This is a genomic window from Pseudoalteromonas sp. c7(2019) (genome assembly GCF_011378625.1).
GTDB lineage: Bacteria > Pseudomonadota > Gammaproteobacteria > Enterobacterales > Alteromonadaceae > Pseudoalteromonas > Pseudoalteromonas arctica.
Genome location: NZ_WTKS01000004.1, coordinates 113524 through 137976, shown reverse-complemented (window position 1 = coordinate 137976; position 24453 = coordinate 113524). Strand labels below are relative to the sequence as shown.

Sequence of the window (24453 nt, the reverse complement as noted above, 5' to 3'; positions counted from 1 at the left end):
TTTATTAAAGTAGTGGTGTTTAATCAACAGTTTAAACATTATTACGCGTGCCTTAGCACACAGTTTTGTGTGCCGACTTAGCTCAGCTGGTAGAGCAACTGACTTGTAATCAGTAGGTCAACCGTTCGACTCGGTTAGTCGGCACCATTTATTTAAAGTAGTTTGAAAAGAAAGCTGTAATCAGTAGTCTGTTCAAATTACCCGTCGACTCGGTTAGTCGGCACCATTTATAAAGCTAAAAGTTAAATAATTATTTTATTTTTAGTTAGCACAGTTTATGTGCCTCGATAGCTCAGTCGGTAGAGCAGAGGATTGAAAATCCTCGTGTCCGTGGTTCGATTCCGCGTCGAGGCACCATTTACTTTAAGTTCTCAATCTTTAAAATTGAACGTGCCTTAGCACACAGTTTTGTGTGCCGACTTAGCTCAGCTGGTAGAGCAACTGACTTGTAATCAGTAGGTCAACCGTTCGACTCGGTTAGTCGGCACCATTTATAAAGCTAAAAGTTAAATAATTATTTTATTTTTAGTTAGCACAGTTTATGTGCCTCGATAGCTCAGTCGGTAGAGCAGAGGATTGAAAATCCTCGTGTCCGTGGTTCGATTCCGCGTCGAGGCACCATTTACTTTAAGTTCTCAATCTTTAAAATTGAACGTGCCTTAGCACACAGTTTTGTGTGCCGACTTAGCTCAGCTGGTAGAGCAACTGACTTGTAATCAGTAGGTCAACCGTTCGACTCGGTTAGTCGGCACCATTTATAAAGCTAAAAGTTAAATAATTATTTTATTTTTAGTTAGCACAGTTTATGTGCCTCGATAGCTCAGTCGGTAGAGCAGAGGATTGAAAATCCTCGTGTCCGTGGTTCGATTCCGCGTCGAGGCACCATTTATTGAAAAGCCTTGCTTATGCAAGGTTTTTTTATTTTAAGTGCTTTATAAAAGTTCTCAATCTTTAAAATTGAACGTGCCTTAGCACACAGTTTTGTGTGCCGACTTAGCTCAGCTGGTAGAGCAACTGACTTGTAATCAGTAGGTCAACCGTTCGACTCGGTTAGTCGGCACCATTTATTTAAAGTAGTTTGAAAAGAAAGCTGTAATCAGTAGTCTGTTCAAATTACCCGTCGACTCGGTTAGTCGGCACCATTTATAAAGCTAAAAGTTAAATAATTATTTTATTTTTAGTTAGCACAGTTTATGTGCCTCGATAGCTCAGTCGGTAGAGCAGAGGATTGAAAATCCTCGTGTCCGTGGTTCGATTCCGCGTCGAGGCACCATTTATTGAAAAGCCTTGCTTATGCAAGGTTTTTTTATTTTAAGTGCTTTATAAAAGTTCTCAATCTTTAAAATTGAACGTGCCTTAGCACACAGTTTTGTGTGCCGACTTAGCTCAGCTGGTAGAGCAACTGACTTGTAATCAGTAGGTCAACCGTTCGACTCGGTTAGTCGGCACCATTTATTTAAAAGCCTCGCTTATAGCGGGGCTTTTTTGTTTTTGTATATCTAATACCAATCCGCAATAATACTTAATTAATTTGAGTGATTAAACCTGACGCTAACTGCGTTAAAAATTTCTGATATAAGACAAAAATAACGAAATTCTTGCCTTGTTATCGACACGATTTTCTTACCTCAAAATAGATCACTTAATTAAGCGAATTGGTATAATCTCTTAGACACATTACAAAAAGTTAATTTTTTATTATTAAAAATTGCTGATCATTTGCTCATTTTTACCAGTATAACTGGCTATTATGTTAGTTCATCGCTAGCTATGTAATGTTATGTAAAGTAGGTTGAGCAAAAGTTGCCAAAGTGCTTGAATTACGTTCATAAATAGCAGTAATTTAGGTTTAATTATGATTTGGCAATGCAAGCCAACCCTATTGGCAATTAGTGTGATGCTGCTTAGCGGCTGTGCGAGTGATTTTAACTCGTCGCAGCGCATGCAAGCGCCCAATAATATGCCACAGCAATGGCAGCAAGAAGCATCAAGCTCGGTATTAAAAGTACAAGAGCAATGGCTTACACAACTACAAAATCCTACGCTTAACAAATTTGTACAACAAGCACTTAAAAACAATCAACAGCTTTTGCAAACTAGTTACGATGTAGAAATTCAAAAGCAGCAACTTATAGTCTCGGGCGCTGCACTTTGGCCAAGCCTCGATTTATCAACACGTACTAGCCGTAGTAAAGACAACCGCCCAGTGAGCTACGACAACGCAAGTTCAGTTAGTTTAAACTTAACTTACGAGGTTGATTTATGGGGTAAGCTTTCTGATTCAAAACGCGAAGCTAATCTTAACTATTTAGCGCAACAGGCCCGGTTTGAGCAAGCTAAACAGCAACTCGTTGCTGATGTAGTAACTGGCTGGTTTGATGTTGTTACATCGCAACAATTACTCGATTTATTTAAACGTCGCGAAGCCAACGCACAGCAAAACCTAGATATTATCGAGTCTGGCTATCGCCAAGGTATAAACGAAGCACTCGATGTATATTTAGCCCGTAATGAGCTCAATACTGAACGCGCTCGCATTGCCACTCAAACGGCGAACCTATCGGCTTCAGCACGTGTGCTTGAGCGTTTACTGGGTGAATACCCAAAAGGTGCCATTACTGCTAGTAGCGACTTACCCGTTATTAATACCGATATTCCACTAGGCTTACCTTCTGAACTTATAACACGTAAACCTACGCTGCGAGCAAGTTGGTATGATCTTTTAGCCACCGACGCTTCATTGGCGTATGCGCACAAACAACGCTTTCCAAGTTTAGATTTAACAGCTTCACTAAGTGATAGCACCGACAGAGTAAGCGACTTGTTTTCTCCATCAAGCCTTGCATGGTCGTTATTAGGTAGTATTTCAGCACCACTTTTTGAGGGCGGACGCTTAAAAGCGAATGAAGAAATAGCGCGCCTTAATACTCAAAAGCAAGAGCAACTTTATTTGCAAACGCTTTACGATGCATTTGGTGATGTAGAAAATGCGATTTCACAGCAGCAGTCTCTTAAATCACAATATAGCAGCACCCTTGAGGCGCAAGAAAACGCACTTGCAGCAGAGCAGTTGTCGTTTGAGCAATATCAAAGTGGCTTGGTAACTTACACTACGGTGCTTGACGCACAAGATAGGTCTTTCGATGCACAAAGCTCCTTAATCGACATTAAAAACCAATTAATAGCTAACAGAATTAACTTACACGTTGCCCTTGGTGGTGATTTTGCAAAGCCCTCAAGTGAACTAAAGAGCAATAATGATGAAAACTAAAACAGCAAAAATTATTATTCCAGCGGTGGTTATTATTGCCACTATTTTAATTGTTATGTTTATTAAAGGTAATCCGCCAGAGGCTAAACGCTTTGGCTCACCTCCTAAAGCATCAATAAGTGTGGCTGCGCTTGAGCTTAAACCACAAAATTACCAAGTGATGATTGATAGCTACGGTACGGTAAAACCACGTACACAAAGTTTATTAGTTGCTCAGGCATCTGGGCAAATAATTGAAGTAAGTGATGACTTTAGAGAAGGCGGCTTTTTTGAAAAGGGCGACGTACTTTTAAAGCTAGACGATAGAGATCATCAAGCTGAAGTTAAATCTGCTCAAGCCAATTTATTAACGGCAGAGCAAGGCTTATTAGAAGAAAAAGCGCGTGGACAACAAGCTATTACTGATTGGAAACGCCTTGGCGGCTCAAATCAGGCAAGCAGCCTAGTACTGCGTGAACCACAACTTGCAGCAGCCGAAGCAGAAGTTTTATCGGCTCAAGCAGTACTTGAAAAAGCCATGCTTGATTTAGAGCGCACTAAAGTAACCGCGCCATATGCGGGTCGTATACTTAGCCGTAGTGTTGATTTGGGGCAAGTTGTTACTAACAATACCCAGCTTGCCACTATTTACGCAATCGATAGCGTAGAGATTCGTTTACCGATTAAAAATAAAGATCTTCCGTTCGTAAATTTACCAGAGCAATATCGTGATGGCGCCAAAAATCAAGCAGGTTCAATTGTTAAATTTACCTCTGACTTAGTGGGTGAGCAAACGTGGCAAGGGCAGCTAGCGCGTACCGAAGGTGCTATAGATGAAGGTGCACAACAGCTTTACGTAGTTGCTAAAATTAACGACCCATATAAAGCAACGGCTAATAACCAGTACCCAATAAAAATAGGGCAATACATAAAGGCGCAAATTACCGGTAAAACAGTTCCTAACGCACTTATAATCCCTAACAGTACTATTTATCAAGGGACGTATGTTTATGTTGTTGAAGAGGGTGTACTTAAGCGTAAAGACATTACACTTGCTTGGCAAAATGCGACACAAGCGATGATAAAAACGGGATTAAATCCAAATGATAAACTGGTTATTACTCCACTAGGGCAAGTGAGTTCTGGTACTCAGGTAAGTATTTTAGGCGAACAAAGCACAGAGCAACCTAAAAGCCGAGGAGCTAATGGGCAAGGTAAAGGAAAGCGCCCGACGCCAGAGCAGCTTGAGCAAAAAGCAAAAGAGCAGGGTATTAGTGTTGAAGAGCTAAAAAACCGCCGCGCAGCAAAGCAAGGAGATAAGCCATGATCGCTTGGTTTGCCAAAAACCATGTTGCTGCTAACTTATTGCTAGTAACGCTGTTACTGTCGGGACTTTTTAGCTTATCAAGCAAAATACCGCTTGAGGTATTTCCTTCATTCGAAACTGACATGATAAGCGTAAATGTAAGTTTGCGTGGTTCAACACCAGAGGATGTAGAGCAAGGTGTAACTATACGAATAGAAGAAGCAGTACAAGATTTAGAGGGCATAAAGCAAATATTTAGTCGCTCTTCTGAAGGTTCAGGCTCTGTGACAATAGAAGTGGAAAGCGGTTACGACCCTCGTGAGCTTTTAGCTGATATAAAAAGTCGTGTAGACGCAATTAACACTTTTCCTGCTGATGCCGAAAAGCCGATAGTAGCGCTTGCTGAGCGAATTCGTGAAGTTATCGCGGTTACCGTATCGAGTGACTACGGCGAAAAAGAAACCCGCGAATACGCAGAAACAGTACGCGATCAAATCCTACGTTTACCTAATGTAACGCAGGTAGAGCTAAGTGGCGTTCGTGATTACGAAATAGCCATTGAAGTAAGCCAAGATATTCTTCGTCAGTACGATTTAAGCTTGGCACAAATATCGAGTGCTATTTCAAACTCAAGCTCAGATATTTCTGCTGGTAACTTAAAAACAGAAGGCGGGGACGTACTTATAAGCTCTAAAGGGCAAGCATATCGTAAAGATGAATTTGCCAGCATTGTTGTTAAAAACCAAGCCGATGGCACTATTATTCGCTTAGGTGATATAGCGACTATAAAAGATGATTTTGAAGAAACACCAGTACGTACTCGCTTTAATGGTAAGCAAGCTGCATTTATCGACGTATATCGAATTGGTCCACAAAGTGCGATTACAGTTGCTGACGATGTTAAAAACTACATAAAAGAGCAACAAAGCTCTCTCCCACAAGGGTTTGAATTAAGTTACTGGGATGATGATTCGGAGCTGGTTAAAAGTCGTATTTCGACCCTTACTACCAATGCTTTACAAGGTGGTATTTTAGTACTGGCTTTACTTACTTTGTTTTTACGCCCTGCAATTGCATTTTGGGTATTTATTGGTATTCCGGTTTCGTTTATGGGCGCGTTTATAGCGATGCCTATTTTTGGCGTAACCCTTAATATTATGAGCTTATTTGGCTTTATATTGGTACTGGGGATTGTTGTTGATGACGCCATAGTTACCGGTGAAAACGTCTACACCCACCTAAAAACGGCTAAGTCGGGCGAGCAAGCCGCAATTTTAGGTACTCAAGAAGTAGCAACACCAGTAACATTTGGTGTGTTAACTACCGTTGCTGCCTTTTTACCTTTGGCCTTTATTGAAGGGGCGCGTGGTGCCTTGTTTGCACAAATACCGGTAGTGGTTATTCCGGTATTATTGTTTTCATTGATTGAATCTAAATTTGTACTACCAGCACATTTAAAATATATAAAACTACGCCACGAAAAAGGCGAACCTTCAAAGTTTGATGTTATTCAACAGCGTTTTGCAGATGGATTTGAAAACGCGATTTTAAAATACTATCAACCCACTTTAAATTTAGCACTGCGCCATAAATTGGCTTCGGTAAGCTTGTTTATTGGTGTATTTGTTATAATTTTAACCATGATCACCAGCGGTTGGACTAAGTTTGTATTTTTCCCGCGCATACCAAGCGAAACAGTCCGCGTTAACTTAACACTACCAACAGGTACACCGTTTGAAGTAACTAATAAATACGTAATTGACATGTCGCAAAAGGCGCAGCAATTACAAGAAAAATACCGCGACCCAGATACTGGCGAAAGCGTTATTTTAAATATATTAGCCACAACAGGCGGGCGTGGTGGTGTATCTAATTCAGGCTCTGTACGCTTTGAAATAACACCGGCTGAAAAGCGTGAATCAGACATAGGATCACGAGAACTTGCCAGCGAATGGCGAGATTTAATTGGTGTCATTCCAGGCGCCGAAAGTTTAACGTTTAGAGCCGAAATTGGCCGAAGTTCAGACCCCATTGATGTTCAGCTTAGCGGCACTTCGTTGACTATTTTACAAGACGTGGCTGATCACATTAAAACCCGTTTATCGACCTATCCAACGGTATTTGATATTGCCGATAGTATGTCCGACGGTAAAGAAGAGTTACAAATAGAGCTTACGCAACAAGGTTTAGCGCTGGGCTTAAATAGAGTCAATGTAGCAGGACAAGTACGTAACTCGTTTTTTGGCTCGCAAGCACAACGTATTCAGCGAGGCAGGGATGACGTACGTGTAATGGTACGCTTACCTATAGATGAGCGCCGCTCTGTAGCTGACCTACAAAACATACTTATAAATACGCCTGATGGAGGCTCAGTGCCTTTATCGCACGTGGCAACACTTACTGCTGGGCAAAGTCCATCAACTATTAATCGAATAGACCGTTACCGCACATTAAACGTAACAGCCGATATCGAAAAAAATAATACCAACATGACCATACTGCAGGCTGACCTAACGGAGTATTTAGATGGGTTAATGCAGCAATATCCTGGAGTAGATTACAAACTAGAAGGTGAGGCTAAAGAGCAAAGAGAGTCGTTTGGGTCGTTGGCTTGGGCACTTGTGTTTGTATTTTTTATTATTTATGCGCTATTAGCAATACCGCTTAAATCTTACTTACAACCAATCATAGTAATGAGTGTTATTCCATTTGGCATGATAGGTGCTGTAGTAGGGCATTGGATCATGGGAATGGACTTAACTATTATGAGTTTACTCGGTATGCTTGCGCTAACCGGGGTGGTGGTAAATGATTCGCTTGTACTCGTTGATTTTATTAATAAAAAGCGCAGTGAAGGTGGTAAAGTTCTCGATGCTATAAAAATTGCAGGTGCATCACGTTTTCGCCCTGTAATGCTAACTAGTTTAACGACCTTTATTGGCTTAATGCCATTACTGTTTGAAAAAGCGACTCAGGCACAGTTTTTAATACCAATGGCGGTGAGCTTAGGGTTTGGGATTATTTTTGCTACCTTTATTACTTTATTGTTAGTACCAATAAACTACATGCTAATGGAGCGTTTTCAAGGTTGGTTTAAATAATACCAACCTGCATAAATCTTTGATCAATTTAACGAATTAAATTGCACTATAACGTCGTTAAAAATTTTTTATTTAGAACAACTAGATATAAAAATTTTTGCCTAGTTCTAGCGTAATTTTCTTAACGTTAAATAGACCTCATATATAAGCAGATTGGTATAACTTCACTCTAATACGTGATTATTAAAGCTGTAGGTAAGTAATTACCTGCGGCTTTTTTTATAAGCTAAAAAGTAATATTAGACAATTGAAGATAAGTGAATAAAAAATTTAGATAAATATAAGAGTAAACAGGAAGGTTAATTTTTTGATAAAGCCTTTTAAAGGCGAGGGTTTGCTAAAAAGGTGTTCCCCAAGATACGGTACTCGGTTTCAGTCCTGAAACCAGAAGGTTTCAGGGCGGGAATCTGCGGTTTACCGTAGGCTTCTCGGTACATGCCGAGCCTGCACAATAGTAGACGAACAGAAACCCTGGTATAAAATTTATCGGCTCAGGGACTTAACTAAGCTCCGGTACCCCAGGGAACAATTTAAGTATATAAGACATAATCCAATCCTTAAACCCCAAACGTAAAAAATTAAACCGTTCGCTTAGTTTTTCCGCACCTTTAACTCATCATTTACTTTATCGCATGGTTTTTGAGCTTGATCATACAATTAATTGGAGTTGCTTTTTATCGAGTGGTAGCATTGCCTTAACTTGCAAAGCGAAGATTCGATTATGAACGATTTACCCGATTACGAAAAAGCTCAACTGCTTTTAGAAAAAAACGAAATATTTGTATCACCTGCCGAAGCGCATGGTGTGATTAGTGGTTTACTTGCGTGTGGTTTAACCATTGACGACAAAGAATACTTAGGCCTTTTGAGCGATGTGTTTAACGATGGTGAATCGTTTAGTAACGATTTAAAGCAGTTTTTTGGCACTATTTATAAGCAAGTAGTCGCGAGCTTTAATGATGATGAATTTCAGTTTGATTTATTTTTACCAAGCGACGACGAAACACTCATCGATCAGGCTAATGGCCTCGTATCATGGGTAGCGGGTTTTATGCTTGGTTTTGGTTTAAAGCAAAAAGACTACGGTAAACTATCGAGCGATGTTAAAGAAGTTATTACTGACTTTAGCGAAATCACTCGCCTAGATACTACTTTTGAAGAAACCGAAGAAGACAGCCAAGCGCTGCACGAAGTGATTGAATATGTGCGTGTATCAGCACTACTTTGTTTTGCAGAGCTTGGTAAAGAGCAAAGCACGCAAAGTACTAAAAAAACACTTCATTAACTTTTAAAAAGTAAAACGGGTTGGTTAATAATGGTTGAAGTACAAAAGTCAGAATTTAAAGCACGTCGCGAGCGCTTACTTGCTCAAATGGATGAAAATAGCGTTGCTATTATTCCCGCTGCGAGCGAAGTTACGCGCAGCCGCGATACCGAATATGCATTTAGACAAGATAGCGACTTTTTTTACTTAACTGGCTTTAACGAACCCGACGCCGTACTTGTACTCTGTAATAACAGCGATGCACCCAGTACTTTATTTTGCCTAGATAAAGACAAGCTTGCAGAAATTTGGCATGGCCGCAGAGTTGGCTTTGATAAAGCTAAAAGTGACTACCTGTTTGATGAAGCTTACCCGCTAAGTGAATTAAACGATAAAACACTCGATATGCTAAATGCAAAAAATGCTCTCTATTTTGCACAAGGTGCTTATCCCTCATTTGATACCAAAGTGTTTTCGTTACTAGGTACGCTTCGAAGTGGCTCACGAAAAGGCCTCAAAGCACCGAGTACTTTAAAAGAGATACGCGGCCTAATTCATGAAATGCGTTTGTTTAAATCGCCAAGCGAGATAGATGTTATGCGAGAAGGCTGTGAAATTAGTGCGCGAGGGCACATGCGCGCTATGCGTTATTCGCATGCCGGTGCCACAGAGTTTCAGCTAGAAGCAGAGCTACATCATCATTATGCAATGAACGGTGCGCCTCATCCTGCGTACGGCACAATTGTTGGTAGTGGCGACAACGCCAATATTTTACATTACACGCAAAATAGCGACGTATTAAAAAATGGTGATCTGGTACTTATAGACTCTGGGTGCGAGTTACAAGGTTATGCTGCTGATATAACGCGTACATTTCCGGTAAATGGTCAATTTAGCGAAGAGCAAGCCGCGCTTTATAATATTGTACTTAAAGCGCAAGAAGTTGCCTTTGATGAAGTAAAACCCGGTGGTTATATGTCGCATGCTAATAAACGTGCAATGGAAGTAATGACCCAAGGTTTACTCGACTTAGGTATTTTAATTGGCGACTTTGACGAGCTAATGGCAAAAGGTGCGTGTAAAGAATATTACATGCACGGGCTTGGGCATTGGCTTGGTTTAGATGTACATGATGTTGGCGATTACAAAGTAAATAACGCTGAGCGTGCATTTGAGCCGGGTATGGTACTCACTATAGAGCCAGGGCTTTATATAAGCGAAGACTCAAGCGCACCGCAAAAATACAAAGGCATTGGTATTCGTATTGAAGATAACTTGCTAGTTACCGAAAACGGCCATGAAAACTTGACCCTAAGCGTACCTAAAAAAATTAGCGATATAGAAGCACTTATGCAAAGTGCTAAAAACGTATAAAGCTCGGAGAGTAAAGTGGCTAAGCAGTTTGATGTAGTTATTATTGGCGGTGGTTTAGCGGGAGCAAGCTGCGCATTAAGTGTGGCTAAAACTAATCCCGCGTTAAATATTGCCGTTGTAGAAGCGAATCAAGTAACCGGCGACTACCACCCAAGCTTTGACGACAGAAGCATTGCACTTGCTCAGCAATCGGTAGAGTATTTACAAAGCCTCAATTTATTTGAACAAAATGCCCCTTACACCGCAGCAATCAAAAAAGTGAGCGTGTCTGATAGAGGCCACTTTGGCAAAGCGCACATTAATTGCGACGAATTTGCTAAGCTCTCACTTGGTTACGTAGTAGAAGTAAATCCATTTGGCCGAGCGCTCCACCTGCGTTTAACGCAGTCAAATATTACGCTTTTGTGCCCCGATAGCGTAACTGCCATTGAGCAAACTCTGCATAGCAATACACTCACCCTACAAAGCGGCGAGCAATTAAATGCAGCACTATTGGTTATTGCTGATGGCGCACAATCACCAACACGTAGTTTACTTGGGCTTGGTTTTAATACCCAGCCTTATGAACAAGGCGCTATTATTGCTAATGTAGAAGTGGCTGGTGGGCATAATAATCATGCCTTTGAGCGCTTTACACAAAACGGGCCTATGGCGTTATTACCCATGAGCAATAACCGTTATTCGTTAGTGTGGTGTATGCGCCAAGATCAGGTTGAACAGCACATGGCACTCAGTGAGCAAGGTTTTTTAAGTGCACTGCAAAGCGCGTTTGGTTATCGCGGTGGTCAATTTACTAAAGTGGGCATGCGCACGAGTTACCCGCTCGTTTACGGGCAAGTTGAGTCTTTAACTGCGCACCGTACAGTGGTTATTGGTAATGCTGCACATGCTATTCATCCTATTGCAGGGCAAGGTTTTAATTTAGGCCTTCGCGACGTACAAGTACTTAGTAATTTAATAGCAAATAGCCAACACGATTTAGGCAGCTATGCGTTTACACGTGAATATTCAAAAAAACGCAGTGATGATATAAAAACCGTAATGAGTTTAACCGACGCACTTGTTAGGCTTTTTTCAAACTCATCGCGAGTGCTCGCATTGGGGCGCAGTATTGGGTTGTTTTCGATGGATTTATTTCCCGCATTAAAAGCGCCATTAGCCAAACAGTTAATGGGGCAAGTTAAACAAGGTAGGCGTTTATGAAGCAAGCACAGGTTTGTATTGTAGGTGGCGGCTGTGTAGGGCTAACACTAGCACTTGGATTGGCAAAAGCCGATATAAGCGTCGTTGTACTCGACGGCGCACCAACACAAGCGTTACCAACTGACGAATATGGTTTGCGTGTAAGTGCGTTAAGCATTGCAAGCCAAACCTTGCTTGAACAATTAAATGTATGGCCCGAAATTATCGCACAGCGAGCGTGCGCTTATACACATATGGATGTACGTGATGCCGACAGCTTTGGCAAAATAGCGTTTAATAACGAGCAACTTGAGCTTGAACATTTAGGCCATATTGTTGAAAACGACATTATCCGCTTTGCGCTTATAAAAGAGCTAGAGCAACAAAGCAGTGTAACACTAATGTTTGATACACAGTATCAGCAAATACATCAAAGCGAATCTGATGTATTTATAACACTTAAAAGCGGCGAGCCAATTATTGCAAAACTGCTGGTGGCGGCTGATGGTGCAAATTCAGCTATACGTAAACAATTTAATATGGCGCTTAGTTTTAAAGATTACGATCACCATGCGCTAGTCGCGACAGTTAAAACTAAAGAGCAACATGCAAACACCGCACGCCAAGTCTTTTTACCAACAGGGCCACTCGCGTTTTTACCATTGAGCGATGAGCATACTCATTCAATTGTGTGGTCTACCAGCCCCAATCATTGTGATGAATTATTAGCAATGGACGACACCGCCTTTAATAAAGCCGTAATGGCTGCAATTGATGGTCAATGCGGGCTGTGTGAAGTGCAAAGTGCGCGCACTGCTTTCCCACTTAAAATGCGCTACGCCCAGCAATGGGTTTCAGGCAAAGTGGTACTCATTGGCGACGCTGCACATACAATCCATCCACTTGCAGGGCTTGGTATGAACCTAGGCCTAAAAGATGCGGCTTATTTAATTGAGCTTTTGACAAGCGATAGCAAGGAGTTTGCAAGCACTCGCACACTGCGCGATTACGAGCGCACTCGTAAGCTCGATGCACAAAAGCACATAGCTATGATGCAAGGGCTAAAAGAGTTATTTGAAGGTGCAAACCCAGTTAAAAAACTTATTCGTGGAGTAGGGCTATCATTAGTTGATAATCTTGGGCCAATCAAGCACCTGTTCGCCAAAGAAGCGATAGGAAAGTGATGTAGGTTGAGTGAAACAAAACCCAACGAGAAAAGCGGTTAGTTATTCGCTTTTAATAAAAAACCGATGTTTAATTTAAGCATCGGTTTTTTATTAAAATAAATTAAGTACTTACTTTGTATGTTTTTTCGGTAAACTTTGTTATTTTTACATTAAATATAATAAAAAGTTTTTACTAAATTTTAAGGAAGAAATAAATGTTAAAAATAACACTCTTATTTTTTTTATTAACTGCGTCTGTAGTTCATGCAAAAGATAAACCGTGGGAGTCTTACGCTAAACTTCCAATGGTAGAGCAACCACAAATATCGCCAAATGGAGAAATGATAGCAACACTTTACAACACTGCTGAAGGTCCTACTATCAGCTTGGCTAAATTTCCTAGTATCGAATTCAATATATTAGCAAGTCTCAAAAAAGATAAAGACAGAGTCGACTTTATTCGTTGGTCAGGTAATAAATATATCATTGTTTCTGCTAGTTACCCTGAATATGTCAATGGTCAATACATGAGAGTTTCAAGGTTATATTCGATCAATGTTGAAACCAATGAAAGTAAAATGCTAACTACGCGACGTTTTTCTGAATATAGGTGGTATAGATATCAGAGTTTCAGACTCGTTTCCTCACTTAAAAATGAGCCAGATTTCGCGCTAGTGTCAACGTTTGATGAAAAAGATAAAGCTTATTCTGTTTTTAAAGTTGAATTAGGTGATTCTAGTTTTGATAAAATTCAGAGGAATAAAGAAAATATTGGAAGTTGGTATGCAGACCCTAAGGGAGTTTTACGCCTGGGGATCGCAATTGATAAAAAAGATGATAAGTTTATTGCTTCAATATGGTATCGAGCAAAGAAAGATGAAGCATTAAAAATGATTCATACCCATATTTTGGGTGAAGATAGTACTTTCTCCATCCAAGGCCTTAATGAAGATGGTACAAAAGCTTACGTCCTTTCTGATCGTGTATTACACAGACAAGCTTTATGGTCATATGATATCGAGTCAGGGGAGTTTGAAGAGCTTGTTTATAGCAATGATAAATACGATATAAATAATGCAATCGTTAATAGTGAGGGCGATTTTATAGGGGTTGGCTACTATGATGATTTCTACAAGAGCCATTATTTTTCAGAGGTAGACGGTAAGCAAGAGCTTATGGTTACTAATTTATTTGGTGATAAGCAAGCTAGTATTGTTAGCCGTAGTAAAGATAGAACACGAATTCTTGTTAATGTAATAAGTGATTCAGTCAGCCCTACTTATTATTATTTTGATTTAAACACAAAGAAGGGCGGCGCTTGGTTATCTAAATTTCCTTATTTAGCACGTAATAAATTTGTACCAGTGCAAAACTATAGCTTTAAAGCGAGCGATGGAGCTGAAATCTCAGGCTATTTTACAAAACCAGAAGGGATTAAAACTCCGCCGCTAATTGTAATGCCTCACGGAGGACCTCATAGTCGAGACTACAAATACTTTAATCGAGAGCTTCAATATTTAGTTAGTTTAGGTTATGCGGTATTGCAAGTGAACTTCAGGGGCTCAGAAGGTTTTGGTAGTGCTTTTGAAACTGATGGTTATTATCAGTGGGGTAAACGTATGCAACAAGATGTATATGATGCAATGGATTGGGCTACTAGAACCGGATTAACATCAAAAAATAATGCATGTATTTATGGCGCAAGTTATGGTGGTTATGTTGCATTAACAGCTGCATGGCAAGAGCCCGATCGCTTTAAATGTATTATTAGTATTTCTGGAATATCGGATCTAAAAGGGTTAGTTGAAGATGAAGAGCGACAAGATGCCTACCTAGGTAATATTGTTGATATGACTGATAGTAAAGCCGTTGATGCATTATCTGAGGTTTCGGCAATCAATATGATTAACCGAATTAAAGCCCCACTTTTACTTATCCATGGGACAAAAGATACGAGAGTTGACTATCGACAATCAAAATATTTTTATGATAAAGCAAAGCGAAATTTAGATATAAAGTATGTTGAAATTGATGACGGAACACACTTTTTTGATGACCCAGAAAGCTTAAAAGTACAATACAAAGAGGTTACTGAGTTTCTTAAAAAACACTTGTAAATAAATGAGTGAGCGTTTTTTAACTCGAAACCTATTTTAAATTTACTAGTTATTATAAAAAACCGATGTTTAGTTTAAACATCGGTTTTTTGTTTTAAAATAGTTTTGAACATATTTAAAGCCGCGCTTTTCACGCGAGCAAGCTCGGCGTCTACATGCAAAGTTTAACACTGAGCTTAATTTTATCTGTAGGCGTTTAGCTTGCTGACGCGACGAGCGTAGCTCGTAATTACTATCGTTAGTTAAAAAGCGCTTTGCGTTAAATCAGTTACAAATTCTCTTGTGCTTCATTCACCATATCTTTGAGCGCATCAATTAACAGCGGGTCTTTTTTGTTTTCTTTTGCAAGCTCGAGTGCGTGTTTCATGCTGGTAACGGCTTCTTTAAACTGTTTGTCTGCAGTGTACCCTTGCGATAAACGCATGTGAGAATAAGTTGCATTTGGGTAATGGGTAGTAAAGTGTTTAAGCGTTGTAATAGCTTTAGCTGTATTACCAAACTTTTGCTGGCTATGAGCAAACTCTACGTATACATCTTGTGGAATTTTAAGCTCAAACCCGTACTTATCACTAAGTGCTTGGTAATAACCTGTAATGAGCGATACATCAGCAAACTTTCCGTGCTCGTCAGTAACCTTAAATATTAGGTCGCTAAATAAGTGAATTAGGCTATCGCTAAGCGCTGGTAGTATAGTGCCCATATGAGTAAAAGCGGGGTAATGTTTATATTCCCATTTAAGCTGCGAGGGCGTTTGTTGTTCTAAATTTACCAAAGTATTTAATACGCCTGTATAAAAGCGTGCTCCTTCGCTTGCTACACTAATAAATAACGCCTGATCACCTTTAGGGTTTTTAGTGTATTTTATAATATTATTTTTTAATTCCTCATCACTCCACCAACTGTTTGGGCTTATAGCTATATAGTTATTAAATAACTCAGGCTGATTAACTAAAGTATAAAGCGCCAAAGTACCTGCATTAGAGTGGCCAATTAAGGTGTTGTAGCCGTTAGTTGAGTAATTACTGTTTATATAAGGCATGAGTTCATCAGACACAAAGTTTAAAAACTTGTCGGTTTGTCCTGCGTCAGGCCATTTGTTTTTAACAAAAGTTTGAAACTCTGTTTTAGGCTCGCCTTCTACTTTTGGTAAATAATCGCGAACACGGTTAGTTGTATCAATACCAACGAGCATTGCGTTAGGTATCTGCTCGTAATCAACAAGGGATTTAATAACACCAGACACCGTATGAAAGTGCTCAACACCATCAAGTAAATAAATAACATAAAGCGGCTGATCGTCTTTTACAGTGTCAGGTATGAAAATTTTAATGGGCCTGTCTTCGTTAAGTATTTTTGACTGCAGAATGATTTTTTTACCAACGGTTATGTCAGTTGTATTGGTTTTTGCGTGGCTTAAAAATGGTGTACTAAAAGTAAGTATTAATACAAGCGATAGTAAGAGCTTCATAAATATCCTTATTTAATAATGTATTGCTTAATAATTGCACGGCTTTAAGCTTGAGTAAATGTTTATATTTTCGGGGTAAACATAAAGCTTAAGCAATTAAAAGCTATCGCTTTTCACGCGAGTAAGCTCGGCTTCTACAAGAGACATTGCACTCTGTGCTTAACTTTTTCGGTAGGCGAGCAGCTTGCTGACGCGATGAGCGAAGCTCGTAATAATTACCTTTTAACTCTTATCTATAAAAGCTTAAAAAACCTGCTTGCTTAATTATCCGTCTAAGCGTAAAATGCGCGCTCATTTCGGCTTTTAAACTATTAATTCCTTGCCTTAAACCGACCGGCCGAAACGGTAGAAGGCTCTATTAACCGTAAGGAATATCCATGCGTCATTACGAAATCGTATTCATGGTTCACCCAGATCAGAGTGAGCAAGTTGCTGGTATGATCGAACGTTATACTGGTTCTATCACTGAAGCTGGTGGTGTTATCCACCGTCTTGAAGATTGGGGCCGTCGTCAATTGGCTTACCCAATTAACAAGCTTCATAAAGCTCATTATGTTCTTATGAACGTTGAAGCACCAACTGAAGTAATCAGCGAGCTAGAAACTACTTTCCGCTACAACGATGCAGTGCTTCGTAACTTAGTTATCCGCACTAAAACTGCTGAAACTGAAGCGTCTCCTCTTGCAAGAGAAGAGAAGAAAGAAGCACCAGCTGCTTAATTGTTTTGAGTCCTAGCATGGCATGTAATCAGCAGTTACTATAATGGTTAGCCCATATATGAATCAGCTGGTTATATCTGGGGTAGTTTGTAAAACTCCCAAGTTTAGCCAAAGCCCTGCTGGCATCCCGCATTGTATTTTTGTTGTAGAACATAAATCGATGCAAACCGAAGCAGACCTTAACCGTAATAGTTACGTGAGGCTTCAGGTAGTTGCCAGTGGAAAGCAAATGCAACAACAGACTCAACATTTGCACGTTGGGCAGGCATTGCAAGTGAGTGGTTTTTTAAATCGCCACGAAGGTCGTAACGGCCTTAGCCAATTGGTTTTGCATGCTCAGCATATAGAAAGAATTATTTGAGGAATTAATCTCATGGCACGTTATTTCAGACGTCGTAAGTTCTGCCGCTTTAAAGCGGAAGGCGTAAAACAAATCGATTACAAAGATCTAGCTACTCTTAGAAACTATGTTACAGAAAGTGGCAAAATCGTACCTAGCCGTATCACAGGTACTAGCGCTAAATTTCAGCGCCAGCTAGCAACTGCTATTAAGCGTGCTCGCTACTTAGCCCTTCTTCCATACACTGACTTACATAAGTAAGCAGCGGATTAACAGTTTTTAAAAGGTGTAGAAACATGCAAGTTATTCTACTAGATAAGATCGCTAACCTAGGTAGCCTAGGTGAACAGGTTGTAGTTAAATCTGGTTTCGCACGTAACTTCCTTTTCCCTCAAGGTAAGGCAGTTCCTGCGACTAAAGCTAACATTGAAACGTTTGACGCTCGTCGTGCAGAACTTGAAGCGAAAATCGCTGAACAGTTAGTTGCTGCACAAGCACGCGCTGAAAAACTAGAAGCATTAGCAGAAGTTACATTAGTATCTAAAGCTGGTGACGAAGGTAAGTTATTCGGTTCAATCGGTACTCGTGACATCGCTGACGCTATCTCAGCTGTTGGTGTTGAAGTTGCTAAGTCAGAAGTTCGTTTGCCTCTAGGTACTATCCGTGAGACAGGTGAATTTGACGTATCAATTTCAGTTCACTCAGACGTAACGGCTACTATTAAAGTAATCGTAATCGCTGAAGCTTAATTTTTAATTAAGCGACAAAAGCCGTGCTATTAGCACGGCTTTTTTGTGTCTATAATTTGGCTAACTTTAATTAGTTAAGGGCGCAGTTAAATAATACCAATCCGCAATAATACTTAATCATTTTGCGGGGCTAAACGTGTCGCTACCTGTGTTAAAAAATTCTCATTTACGACTGCATGGATGCAGAAGGTAGAGCAATGCAGGAGCAATTGCCGAGAACAACTAAATAGCGAATTTTTTGTCTAGCTATCAACACGTTTTTCCATCCTCAAAATAGATCACTTAATTAAGCGAATTGGTATAAAGCCTCGTACAAGCCCCTTTTTTATTCAATTATTTTTTCATTCGCTTTAAACCTTTTCGAACTGTTATTACGTCTAACTTATCAATACACTAACTCAATAATAATAATTAAAAGGCGACATCACGGATGTTACACGTTAAACCCGAACAAACGCCTTTATGCGAAGCTAAACTCATTGAGCGTATTAAATCAGGTGATCAAGGCGCATACACAACGCTTTATGAGTTACATATAAAACGAGTCTACGGTTTATGTTTACGCTTATTAGCGGACCAAGCGCATGCTGAAGATGCAGCCCAAGAAGTGTTTGTACAGGTATGGCGTAAAATAGCGCAATTTGACGGTCGCTCGCAGTTTTCTACTTGGCTTTACAGCGTTGCCAGTAATGTAGCAATTAGTTACTTACGCAAGCAAAAAAATTGGCTGCAAAAAGTAGTGAGCATTGAACACTGCGGTATGGATGAGCAATCAGCTAATGACTGCAAAGGCTTAAATGGTCTCGATAAATTAATAGTAAGGCTCCCTGAGCGCGCACGTATGGTGTTTGTGTTGTTTGCAATCGAAGGTTACAGGCACGAGGAAATAGCCGAGCAATTAGGTATGGCTGTTGGTTCAAGTAAGTCGCAATATCATCGTGCTAGGCAGCTACTACAAGAGTGGTATGAAAATGAATAAACCAAATTTTGACGACTATTTAAATGAGTCATTAAACACGCTTGATAAAGACATTACGCCACAAAAAGACCTGTGGGCGGGAATTGAGCGAGCAATGGTTAGTAATAAGCAGGACCTAAAAGGCACTGCTATTTGGCCAAAACTAACAGCAATAGCTGCCTGCACATTAGCTGCTTTAATTGCTGTAAATCTATTTGTTATAGCGCCCGAGCCACAACCCGTAGTGGCTATAAGTGATTACTTTTCGGCGCAAAAAAACAGTTTGTTGGTTGAATATGAAAATAAAGAAGCATTGACCACTAACTGGCAAACGCAGCTACAAGAGCTTGAAAACGCAGAGCAAGCAATAAAGCAAGTTCTTGAAAATGAGCCACAAAACCAAGCGCTACTAACAATGTTAGCGCAAATATATCAACAACAACTTGATTTAATTAACAAGGTGCATGCGCCACGTTGGCAGCACATTTAGGAGTACGACATGAAAGCGATTTTATTAGGGCTGAGCTTATTTCCGTTGGCGGTATTAGCGGGTGAAAAAATAGATAAGCAAATAGACGTACCAAGTGGCGGCACTATTTTTATTGAAAACCAACGCGGTGATATACATATTACAGGCTGGGATAAAAACGAATTTAAAGTATCTGGCGAGCTTGATGACAAAGCCGAGGGTTATGAGCTTAAAACAAATGGCGATAAAACTCAGTTTATTGTAAAAATGCCACGTAAATCAAATTGGGGTAATAATGGCGATGGCTCAAGCTTAACCATATTTATGCCTAAAAGCAGTAGTTTAGAGTTTGCTGGTGTTAATGTATCGGTGACTGCGAAAGAGCTAAAAAACGGCGCTGAAGTTGACGTGGTTAATGGCGAAATTACGGTAGATGATATTACTGGCAACATTAAGCTCACCACCGTAAATGGTGATGTAAATGCAGAAAACCTAAGTGGGAATATTCAATTTGAAACCGTAAATGGCGAAATTAACGATAGAGGATCGAGTGGTGAACTACGTTTTAGCGCTGTTAATGGCGATATTAAATCAACCTCAAGTGCCAATGATGTGCGCCTTGAAAATGTAAATGGCGATATAGATTTTACGCTATCGTCAATTAAAAACTTACGTATTAACACGGTGAATGGCGAAGCCGAAGTACATATTAAAGAGCTTTTAAAAGGCGGTGATGTACGTTTTGAATCGGTAAGTGGCGATGGTGATTTTTACTTTCCTGACAGCGTATCTGCAAATTTTGAAATTAAAGCGCACGCTAATGGAAAAATCATTAATAAAGTTACTAGCGATAAAGTCAGTAAAGCTAAATACGGCCCAGCCAGTGATTTAGAATTTAGCATTAATGGCGGTAATGCTAATGTTGAAATGGATACAATTAGTGGACGCATAGAGCTTCGTATTAAATAACGCTCATTCACCTTCACGATTACAAAAAGCAGGAAAAGATTTCCTGCTTTTCTATTTGCACAGCCCCTTCAAGTCGATAGAATAGAGCCATTCAATTTTACTACTGTGAAGTTATGGCCAAACCAGATAAGCAAGTCGATACACTTAAAGTTCCTCCCCATTCAATAGAAGCTGAACAATCTGTTTTAGGTGGCTTAATGCTTGATAACCAAGCTTTTGACCGCGTAGCGGAGCTTGTTGTATCACAGGATTTTTATACCCGCACGCACAAGTTAATTTTTGAAGCGATGACGGCACTTGCTGAGATTGGCGATCCGATAGATTTAATCACTATTTCTGAAAGTTTAGAAAAAAATAATAAACTGGCAGGAATTGGTGGCTTTGCTTATTTAGCAGAAATAGCTAAAAACACGCCAAGTGCTGCTAACATTGACGCTTACGCAAGTATTGTACGCGAACGTGCTGTTGTACGTGAAATGATTGGCGTAGCGAACGAAATTGCAGAAGCGGGTTTTAATACCGAAGGACGTACCAGTCACGACTTACTCGATTTTGCCGAAAGCAAAGTGTTTAAAATAGCTGAGCAACGAACAAAAAATAATGAAGGCCCGCAAAGCATTCATAGCATCCTTGAAAAAACCGTTGATAAAATAGAAGAGCTTTATCAATCACCACAAGATGGTGTTACGGGTGTAAGTACAGGTTATGCCGATCTTGATAAAATGACGACGGGCTTACAGCCTTCTGACTTAATTATTGTTGCAGCGCGTCCATCTATGGGTAAAACCACTTTTGCGATGAACCTTGCAGAACATGCTGCAATGACTCAAGACAAACCAGTATTAATTTACTCTCTAGAGATGCCTTCAGAACAAATTATGATGAGGATGTTAGCGTCTCTTGGCCGTATTAACCAAACTAAGGTACGTACTGGTCAATTAGATGATGACGATTGGGCACGACTTTCATCAACAATGGGCTTGTTGATGGAAAAAGGTAAAATGTACGTTGATGATGCGTCGGGCTTAACACCTACCGATGTGCGTTCACGTGCAAGGCGTATAGCCCGTGACCACGGTGGCATTAGTATGATCATGGTCGATTACTTGCAGTTAATGCGTGTACCAAGCCTTGCCGATAACCGAACGCTCGAAATTGCCGAAATCTCGCGTTCACTTAAAGCATTAGCAAAAGAGCTAAAATGTCCGGTTGTTGCGCTTTCACAGCTTAACCGTACGCTAGAGCAACGTGCGGATAAACGCCCAATTAACTCAGATTTACGTGAGTCAGGGTCGATAGAGCAGGATGCCGATTTAATCATGTTTATTTACCGTGATGAAGTTTATAACGAAGACAGTACTGACAAAGGTATTGCCGAAATTATCATAGGTAAACAACGTAACGGCCCAATTGGTAAAGTGCGTTTAACATTCCAAGGTCAATTTTCTCGCTTTGATAATTACGCGGGACCAGCGGTAGATGACGATTACTAATGCGCTTAGCCACTGCTGAAATTAATTTAGCTGCACTTGCGCATAATTTAGCGCAAGTTAAGTGCTTTGCACCTAACAGCAAAGTAATGGCGGTGCTAAAAGCAAATGCTTACGGGCATGGTTTAGTAACGATTGCGCAGCATTTAAATAATGCTGACGCATTTGCTGTGGCGCGTATAGATGAAGGGCTTGCCCTTCGAGCTGGGGGCTTAACAAAGCCAATAGTTTTACTAGAAGGCTTTTTTAACAAAGCCGACTTACCTATTTTACTCGCTAATAACTTTCAAACTATTATTCATGATGAATACCAATTAGCCGCGCTTGAAAAAGCAAAGCTTGATGCGCCAATAACATGCTGGTTAAAAGTAAATACAGGTATGCATCGACTAGGTATTGCACCAGAGCAGTTTGAAGAGTTTTATAACCGCTTACAAAAAACACCTAACGCCAAAAATACCGTTAATTTAATGACCCACTTTTCGTGTGCTGATGATGTTGATAATGCCAAAACGGTTCAACAAATCACGTTATTTGATAACTTAGTGAATGGTATTGACCAAGCACATTGTTTATCAAATTCTGCTGGTATTATCGCGTGGCCGAGCGGCCATGGTGATTGGGTGCGCCCTGGGCTTATGCTATATGGCGTATCACCAATGGCAAATAGTATTGGGCAACAACACAAGTTAAAGCCTGTTATGCGCTTAACTACGCGCGTAATTGCGGTGCGTAATGTACCAGCGAATGAGGCGGTAGGGTATGGTGGTCGTTGGAAAAGCGATAAACCAACCAAATTAGCTGTTGTGGCTATGGGTTATGGCGATGGTTATCCTCGGCACGCTAAAGAGGGCACACCAGTAATAATTGGTAAGCAGCGTTATGGTATTGTAGGTAGCGTAGCTATGGACATGATCAGCGTTGATATAGGCGCTAATGAGCATAATATTAAAGTAGGCGACAGAGTCACTATGTGGGGCCCTGAGCTACCAGTTGAAGAAATAGCACTGTGCGCTGATACTATCCCTTACGAGCTATTATGCAATATTACACCACGCGTAAGTTATGAGTATCAGCCATAGTTAGTTTTTAGCGTATACCAATTGGGTATAATTACTCTTTTATAAAGTAAATGTCGCTAAAGCCCATACGGGCAAATTCTTGGTCGCGAAAGTTACGAACAGAAGCAGACCCTTTTGAGGTCATTTCTATTTGCTGTACCATGCTTAAGTAATTAGTTAGATCAATACCTTCGGCGGCAGCAATTGCTTGATACATGTCGTGGTATTTATCTTTAGCGAAATTAATCTCGCGCGGTTCGTTTTTATATTTGTAGGTTATTCTACGTGCCATATTAAGCTCATTTCAATTGAGTGTTGCAGCGATTTTACACTGTATTTAATAACGGCTCTAGCATTGAATGACTTGTTGTAATCGGTAATTAAAATAAAGAGTCAAAAATGAAATTATCAGTAGAGATCAGTAAATACCCACTTCACCAAGATTATATCCCGTTTATTCAGGGCTTTATTGACAGATTAAACGAATACGATGATTTAAAAGTGATTACTAACACGTTATCAACGCAAATTTTTGGTGATTACGATTTAGTAATGCAGGTGTTAAATACCGAAATTAAACGTTCATATGAAGAATTTGGTAAAGCTATTTTTGTATGTAAGTTTCTCTCTGGCGATTTATCGCCTGAATAACCTATAATACCAACCTGCATAAATCTTTGATCAATTTAACGAATTAAATTGCACTATAACGTCGTTAAAAATTTTTTATTTAGAACAACTAGATACAAAAATTTTTGCCTAGTTCTAGCGTAATTTTCTTAACGTTAAATAGACCCCGTATATAAGCAGATTGGTATAACAATCGGCACAACTAAACGGTAACTGCATAATATGGACTTTTTAACACAAACCTTAAGTGGTTTTACAGCAATGTCGCATTGGGAATATATTGCGGTAGGGTTGTCGATGGCTTATTTATTATTAGCAATAAAAGAAAGCTTATGGTGTTGGCCAGCGGCATTTTTTAGCACGCTCATTTATACAATAATGTACTGGAATGGCGCATTACTTATGGAGTCGTTACTTAATTTTTATTATATGTATATGGCTGTATTTGGCTGGGTTGTATGGCGTAAAGGCAAAGCTGCAAATTTAAATATTACATCGTGGTCGATAAACCGTCATGCTGTTTTAATTAGTTTAACAACCGTAGCTGCAATAGTTATTGGTTACGTTATGCAAAACTATACTCATGCCGATTTTGCTTATCTTGATAGTTTTACAACGTGTTTTGCCGTAGTAACTACTTACTTAGTGGCTAAAAAAGTCCTCGAAAACTGGCTGTACTGGATTGTAATAGATGCCGCTTCTATGTATTTATATTATGAAAAAGGCTATTACCCAACGCTAGCACTCTTTATATTTTATACGATTATGGCAGCGTGGGGCTTTAAAACTTGGTACGAAGAGTACGAACAAAGCCAAGCTAAGCCTCTAGCACAGCTTTAA

General features: G+C 39.9%; 21 protein-coding genes, 9 tRNA genes and 1 other RNA gene. 28 read left to right on the top strand and 3 right to left on the bottom strand.

What is annotated here, in order from left to right; all coding sequences use genetic code 11:
* Nucleotides 1-71 precede the first annotated feature (71 nt).
* The 12 genes from GQR38_RS06045 to GQR38_RS05990 all read left to right on the top strand — a co-directional run bounded on the left by GQR38_RS06045 (nt 72) and on the right by GQR38_RS05990 (nt 7657).
* Nucleotides 72-147: transfer RNA gene (locus GQR38_RS06045), tRNA-Thr, on the top strand.
* Nucleotides 148-281: 134 nt separating this feature from the next.
* Nucleotides 282-357 (top strand) — tRNA-Phe (locus GQR38_RS06040).
* A gap of 57 nt (nt 358-414) precedes the next feature.
* Nucleotides 415-490, top strand: a tRNA-Thr gene (locus tag GQR38_RS06035).
* Nucleotides 491-545: 55 nt separating this feature from the next.
* Nucleotides 546-621: transfer RNA gene (locus GQR38_RS06030), tRNA-Phe, on the top strand.
* A gap of 57 nt (nt 622-678) precedes the next feature.
* A tRNA-Thr gene (locus tag GQR38_RS06025) sits at nt 679-754 on the top strand.
* A gap of 55 nt (nt 755-809) precedes the next feature.
* Nucleotides 810-885, top strand: a tRNA-Phe gene (locus GQR38_RS06020).
* A gap of 102 nt (nt 886-987) precedes the next feature.
* A tRNA-Thr gene (locus tag GQR38_RS06015) sits at nt 988-1063 on the top strand.
* 134 nt (nt 1064-1197) lie between these two features.
* Nucleotides 1198-1273: transfer RNA gene (locus GQR38_RS06010), tRNA-Phe, on the top strand.
* A gap of 102 nt (nt 1274-1375) precedes the next feature.
* Nucleotides 1376-1451: transfer RNA gene (locus tag GQR38_RS06005), tRNA-Thr, on the top strand.
* 404 nt (nt 1452-1855) lie between these two features.
* Complete coding sequence (locus tag GQR38_RS06000) at nt 1856-3271, top strand: TolC family protein (protein ID WP_165722085.1); 1416 nt, start codon at nt 1856-1858, stop codon at nt 3269-3271.
* Nucleotides 3261-4577: an efflux RND transporter periplasmic adaptor subunit gene (locus tag GQR38_RS05995; protein ID WP_165722104.1), complete on the top strand. Its 1317-nt coding sequence runs from the start codon at nt 3261-3263 to the stop codon at nt 4575-4577. Before GQR38_RS06000 ends, GQR38_RS05995 begins: the two co-directional genes overlap by 11 nt.
* On the top strand, nt 4574-7657 hold the full coding sequence (locus tag GQR38_RS05990; RefSeq protein WP_024589701.1) for an efflux RND transporter permease subunit: 3084 nt from the start codon (nt 4574-4576) through the stop codon (nt 7655-7657). The genes GQR38_RS05995 and GQR38_RS05990 overlap by 4 nt, the downstream gene beginning before the upstream one ends.
* Nucleotides 7658-8002: 345 nt before the next feature.
* Here the strand turns inward: GQR38_RS05990 and ssrS are convergent.
* Nucleotides 8003-8185: non-coding RNA, 6S RNA (gene ssrS, locus GQR38_RS05985), on the bottom strand.
* A 193-nt stretch (nt 8186-8378) separates the two neighbouring features.
* Here ssrS and GQR38_RS05980 point away from each other — a divergent pair.
* From GQR38_RS05980 to GQR38_RS05960, 5 genes are all read left to right on the top strand, one after another.
* Nucleotides 8379-8942: a UPF0149 family protein gene (locus GQR38_RS05980; protein WP_007587323.1), complete on the top strand. Its 564-nt coding sequence runs from the start codon at nt 8379-8381 to the stop codon at nt 8940-8942.
* Nucleotides 8943-8972: 30 nt separating this feature from the next.
* Nucleotides 8973-10295: a Xaa-Pro aminopeptidase gene (pepP, locus tag GQR38_RS05975; protein WP_165722084.1), complete on the top strand. Its 1323-nt coding sequence runs from the start codon at nt 8973-8975 to the stop codon at nt 10293-10295.
* A gap of 15 nt (nt 10296-10310) precedes the next feature.
* Nucleotides 10311-11498, top strand: coding sequence for a 2-octaprenyl-6-methoxyphenyl hydroxylase (gene ubiH / locus GQR38_RS05970; RefSeq protein ID WP_165722083.1), 1188 nt, complete (start codon nt 10311-10313; stop codon nt 11496-11498).
* Nucleotides 11495-12661, top strand: a complete 1167-nt coding sequence (locus GQR38_RS05965; protein WP_165722082.1) for an FAD-dependent monooxygenase — start codon at nt 11495-11497, stop codon at nt 12659-12661. The genes ubiH and GQR38_RS05965 overlap by 4 nt, the downstream gene beginning before the upstream one ends.
* Before the next feature lie 197 nt (nt 12662-12858).
* Nucleotides 12859-14760 carry an alpha/beta fold hydrolase gene (locus tag GQR38_RS05960; RefSeq protein ID WP_165722081.1) on the top strand — a complete coding sequence of 634 codons (1902 nt, stop codon included), beginning with the start codon at nt 12859-12861 and terminating at the stop codon, nt 14758-14760.
* Between the two features lie 268 nt (nt 14761-15028).
* Here the strand turns inward: GQR38_RS05960 and GQR38_RS05955 are convergent, their stop codons facing one another.
* A complete protein-coding gene (locus GQR38_RS05955; protein ID WP_165722080.1) occupies nt 15029-16228 on the bottom strand; it encodes an alpha/beta hydrolase-fold protein in 1200 nt (399 codons plus the stop codon).
* A 377-nt stretch (nt 16229-16605) separates the two neighbouring features.
* Here GQR38_RS05955 and rpsF point away from each other — a divergent pair, with 377 nt between their 5' ends.
* From rpsF to alr, 9 genes are all read left to right on the top strand, one after another.
* Nucleotides 16606-16947 carry a 30S ribosomal protein S6 gene (gene rpsF, locus GQR38_RS05950; protein WP_007378473.1) on the top strand — a complete coding sequence of 114 codons (342 nt, stop codon included), beginning with the start codon at nt 16606-16608 and terminating at the stop codon, nt 16945-16947.
* 43 nt (nt 16948-16990) lie between these two features.
* Nucleotides 16991-17308, top strand: coding sequence for a primosomal replication protein N (gene priB / locus GQR38_RS05945; protein WP_004588456.1), 318 nt, complete (start codon nt 16991-16993; stop codon nt 17306-17308).
* A gap of 12 nt (nt 17309-17320) precedes the next feature.
* Nucleotides 17321-17548 carry a 30S ribosomal protein S18 gene (gene rpsR / locus GQR38_RS05940; protein ID WP_007378475.1) on the top strand — a complete coding sequence of 76 codons (228 nt, stop codon included), beginning with the start codon at nt 17321-17323 and terminating at the stop codon, nt 17546-17548.
* Between the two features lie 35 nt (nt 17549-17583).
* Entirely contained in the window at nt 17584-18036 is a 453-nt protein-coding gene (rplI, locus tag GQR38_RS05935; protein WP_002962755.1) for a 50S ribosomal protein L9, read from the top strand.
* 430 nt (nt 18037-18466) lie between these two features.
* Nucleotides 18467-19015: a sigma-70 family RNA polymerase sigma factor gene (locus tag GQR38_RS05930; RefSeq protein ID WP_101216067.1), complete on the top strand. Its 549-nt coding sequence runs from the start codon at nt 18467-18469 to the stop codon at nt 19013-19015.
* A complete protein-coding gene (locus GQR38_RS05925) occupies nt 19002-19484 on the top strand; it encodes a hypothetical protein (RefSeq protein ID WP_010554893.1) in 483 nt (160 codons plus the stop codon). The genes GQR38_RS05930 and GQR38_RS05925 overlap by 14 nt, the downstream gene beginning before the upstream one ends.
* Before the next feature lie 9 nt (nt 19485-19493).
* Nucleotides 19494-20432 carry a DUF4097 family beta strand repeat-containing protein gene (locus tag GQR38_RS05920; RefSeq protein WP_165722079.1) on the top strand — a complete coding sequence of 313 codons (939 nt, stop codon included), beginning with the start codon at nt 19494-19496 and terminating at the stop codon, nt 20430-20432.
* A 113-nt stretch (nt 20433-20545) separates the two neighbouring features.
* Nucleotides 20546-21925: a replicative DNA helicase gene (gene dnaB / locus GQR38_RS05915; protein ID WP_007587308.1), complete on the top strand. Its 1380-nt coding sequence runs from the start codon at nt 20546-20548 to the stop codon at nt 21923-21925.
* Complete coding sequence (alr, locus tag GQR38_RS05910) at nt 21925-23004, top strand: alanine racemase (RefSeq protein WP_165722078.1); 1080 nt, start codon at nt 21925-21927, stop codon at nt 23002-23004. Before dnaB ends, alr begins: the two co-directional genes overlap by 1 nt.
* Before the next feature lie 31 nt (nt 23005-23035).
* On the opposite strand, the gene GQR38_RS05905 is transcribed toward alr, so the two are convergent.
* Complete coding sequence (locus GQR38_RS05905; protein ID WP_024600730.1) at nt 23036-23275, bottom strand: DUF2960 domain-containing protein; 240 nt, start codon at nt 23273-23275, stop codon at nt 23036-23038.
* Between the two features lie 107 nt (nt 23276-23382).
* Here GQR38_RS05905 and GQR38_RS05900 point away from each other — a divergent pair, with 107 nt between their 5' ends.
* The gene (locus tag GQR38_RS05900; RefSeq protein WP_007587304.1) at nt 23383-23634 is read left to right on the top strand and encodes a hypothetical protein; all 252 of its coding nucleotides are present in this window, start codon (nt 23383-23385) and stop codon (nt 23632-23634) included.
* 201 nt (nt 23635-23835) lie between these two features.
* Nucleotides 23836-24453: a nicotinamide riboside transporter PnuC gene (gene pnuC / locus GQR38_RS05895; RefSeq protein WP_007587303.1), complete on the top strand. Its 618-nt coding sequence runs from the start codon at nt 23836-23838 to the stop codon at nt 24451-24453.

Excerpts from the sequence above, each read along its gene's own strand:
- GQR38_RS06000 (WP_165722085.1), top strand. The coding sequence starts at position 1,856 with ATGATTTGGCAATGCAAGCCAACCCTATTGGCAATTAGTGTGATGCTG.
- GQR38_RS05995 (WP_165722104.1), top strand. The coding sequence starts at position 3,261 with ATGAAAACTAAAACAGCAAAAATTATTATTCCAGCGGTGGTTATTATT.
- GQR38_RS05990 (WP_024589701.1), top strand. The coding sequence starts at position 4,574 with ATGATCGCTTGGTTTGCCAAAAACCATGTTGCTGCTAACTTATTGCTA.
- GQR38_RS05980 (WP_007587323.1), top strand. The coding sequence starts at position 8,379 with ATGAACGATTTACCCGATTACGAAAAAGCTCAACTGCTTTTAGAAAAA.
- pepP (WP_165722084.1), top strand. The coding sequence starts at position 8,973 with ATGGTTGAAGTACAAAAGTCAGAATTTAAAGCACGTCGCGAGCGCTTA.
- GQR38_RS05965 (WP_165722082.1), top strand. The coding sequence starts at position 11,495 with ATGAAGCAAGCACAGGTTTGTATTGTAGGTGGCGGCTGTGTAGGGCTA.
- GQR38_RS05960 (WP_165722081.1), top strand. The coding sequence starts at position 12,859 with ATGTTAAAAATAACACTCTTATTTTTTTTATTAACTGCGTCTGTAGTT.
- GQR38_RS05955 (WP_165722080.1), bottom strand. The coding sequence starts at position 16,228 with ATGAAGCTCTTACTATCGCTTGTATTAATACTTACTTTTAGTACACCA.
- rpsF (WP_007378473.1), top strand. The coding sequence starts at position 16,606 with ATGCGTCATTACGAAATCGTATTCATGGTTCACCCAGATCAGAGTGAG.
- priB (WP_004588456.1), top strand. The coding sequence starts at position 16,991 with ATGGTTAGCCCATATATGAATCAGCTGGTTATATCTGGGGTAGTTTGT.
- rpsR (WP_007378475.1), top strand. The coding sequence starts at position 17,321 with ATGGCACGTTATTTCAGACGTCGTAAGTTCTGCCGCTTTAAAGCGGAA.
- rplI (WP_002962755.1), top strand. The coding sequence starts at position 17,584 with ATGCAAGTTATTCTACTAGATAAGATCGCTAACCTAGGTAGCCTAGGT.
- GQR38_RS05930 (WP_101216067.1), top strand. The coding sequence starts at position 18,467 with ATGTTACACGTTAAACCCGAACAAACGCCTTTATGCGAAGCTAAACTC.
- GQR38_RS05925 (WP_010554893.1), top strand. The coding sequence starts at position 19,002 with ATGAAAATGAATAAACCAAATTTTGACGACTATTTAAATGAGTCATTA.
- GQR38_RS05920 (WP_165722079.1), top strand. The coding sequence starts at position 19,494 with ATGAAAGCGATTTTATTAGGGCTGAGCTTATTTCCGTTGGCGGTATTA.
- dnaB (WP_007587308.1), top strand. The coding sequence starts at position 20,546 with ATGGCCAAACCAGATAAGCAAGTCGATACACTTAAAGTTCCTCCCCAT.
- alr (WP_165722078.1), top strand. The coding sequence starts at position 21,925 with ATGCGCTTAGCCACTGCTGAAATTAATTTAGCTGCACTTGCGCATAAT.
- GQR38_RS05905 (WP_024600730.1), bottom strand. The coding sequence starts at position 23,275 with ATGGCACGTAGAATAACCTACAAATATAAAAACGAACCGCGCGAGATT.
- GQR38_RS05900 (WP_007587304.1), top strand. The coding sequence starts at position 23,383 with ATGAAATTATCAGTAGAGATCAGTAAATACCCACTTCACCAAGATTAT.
- pnuC (WP_007587303.1), top strand. The coding sequence starts at position 23,836 with ATGGACTTTTTAACACAAACCTTAAGTGGTTTTACAGCAATGTCGCAT.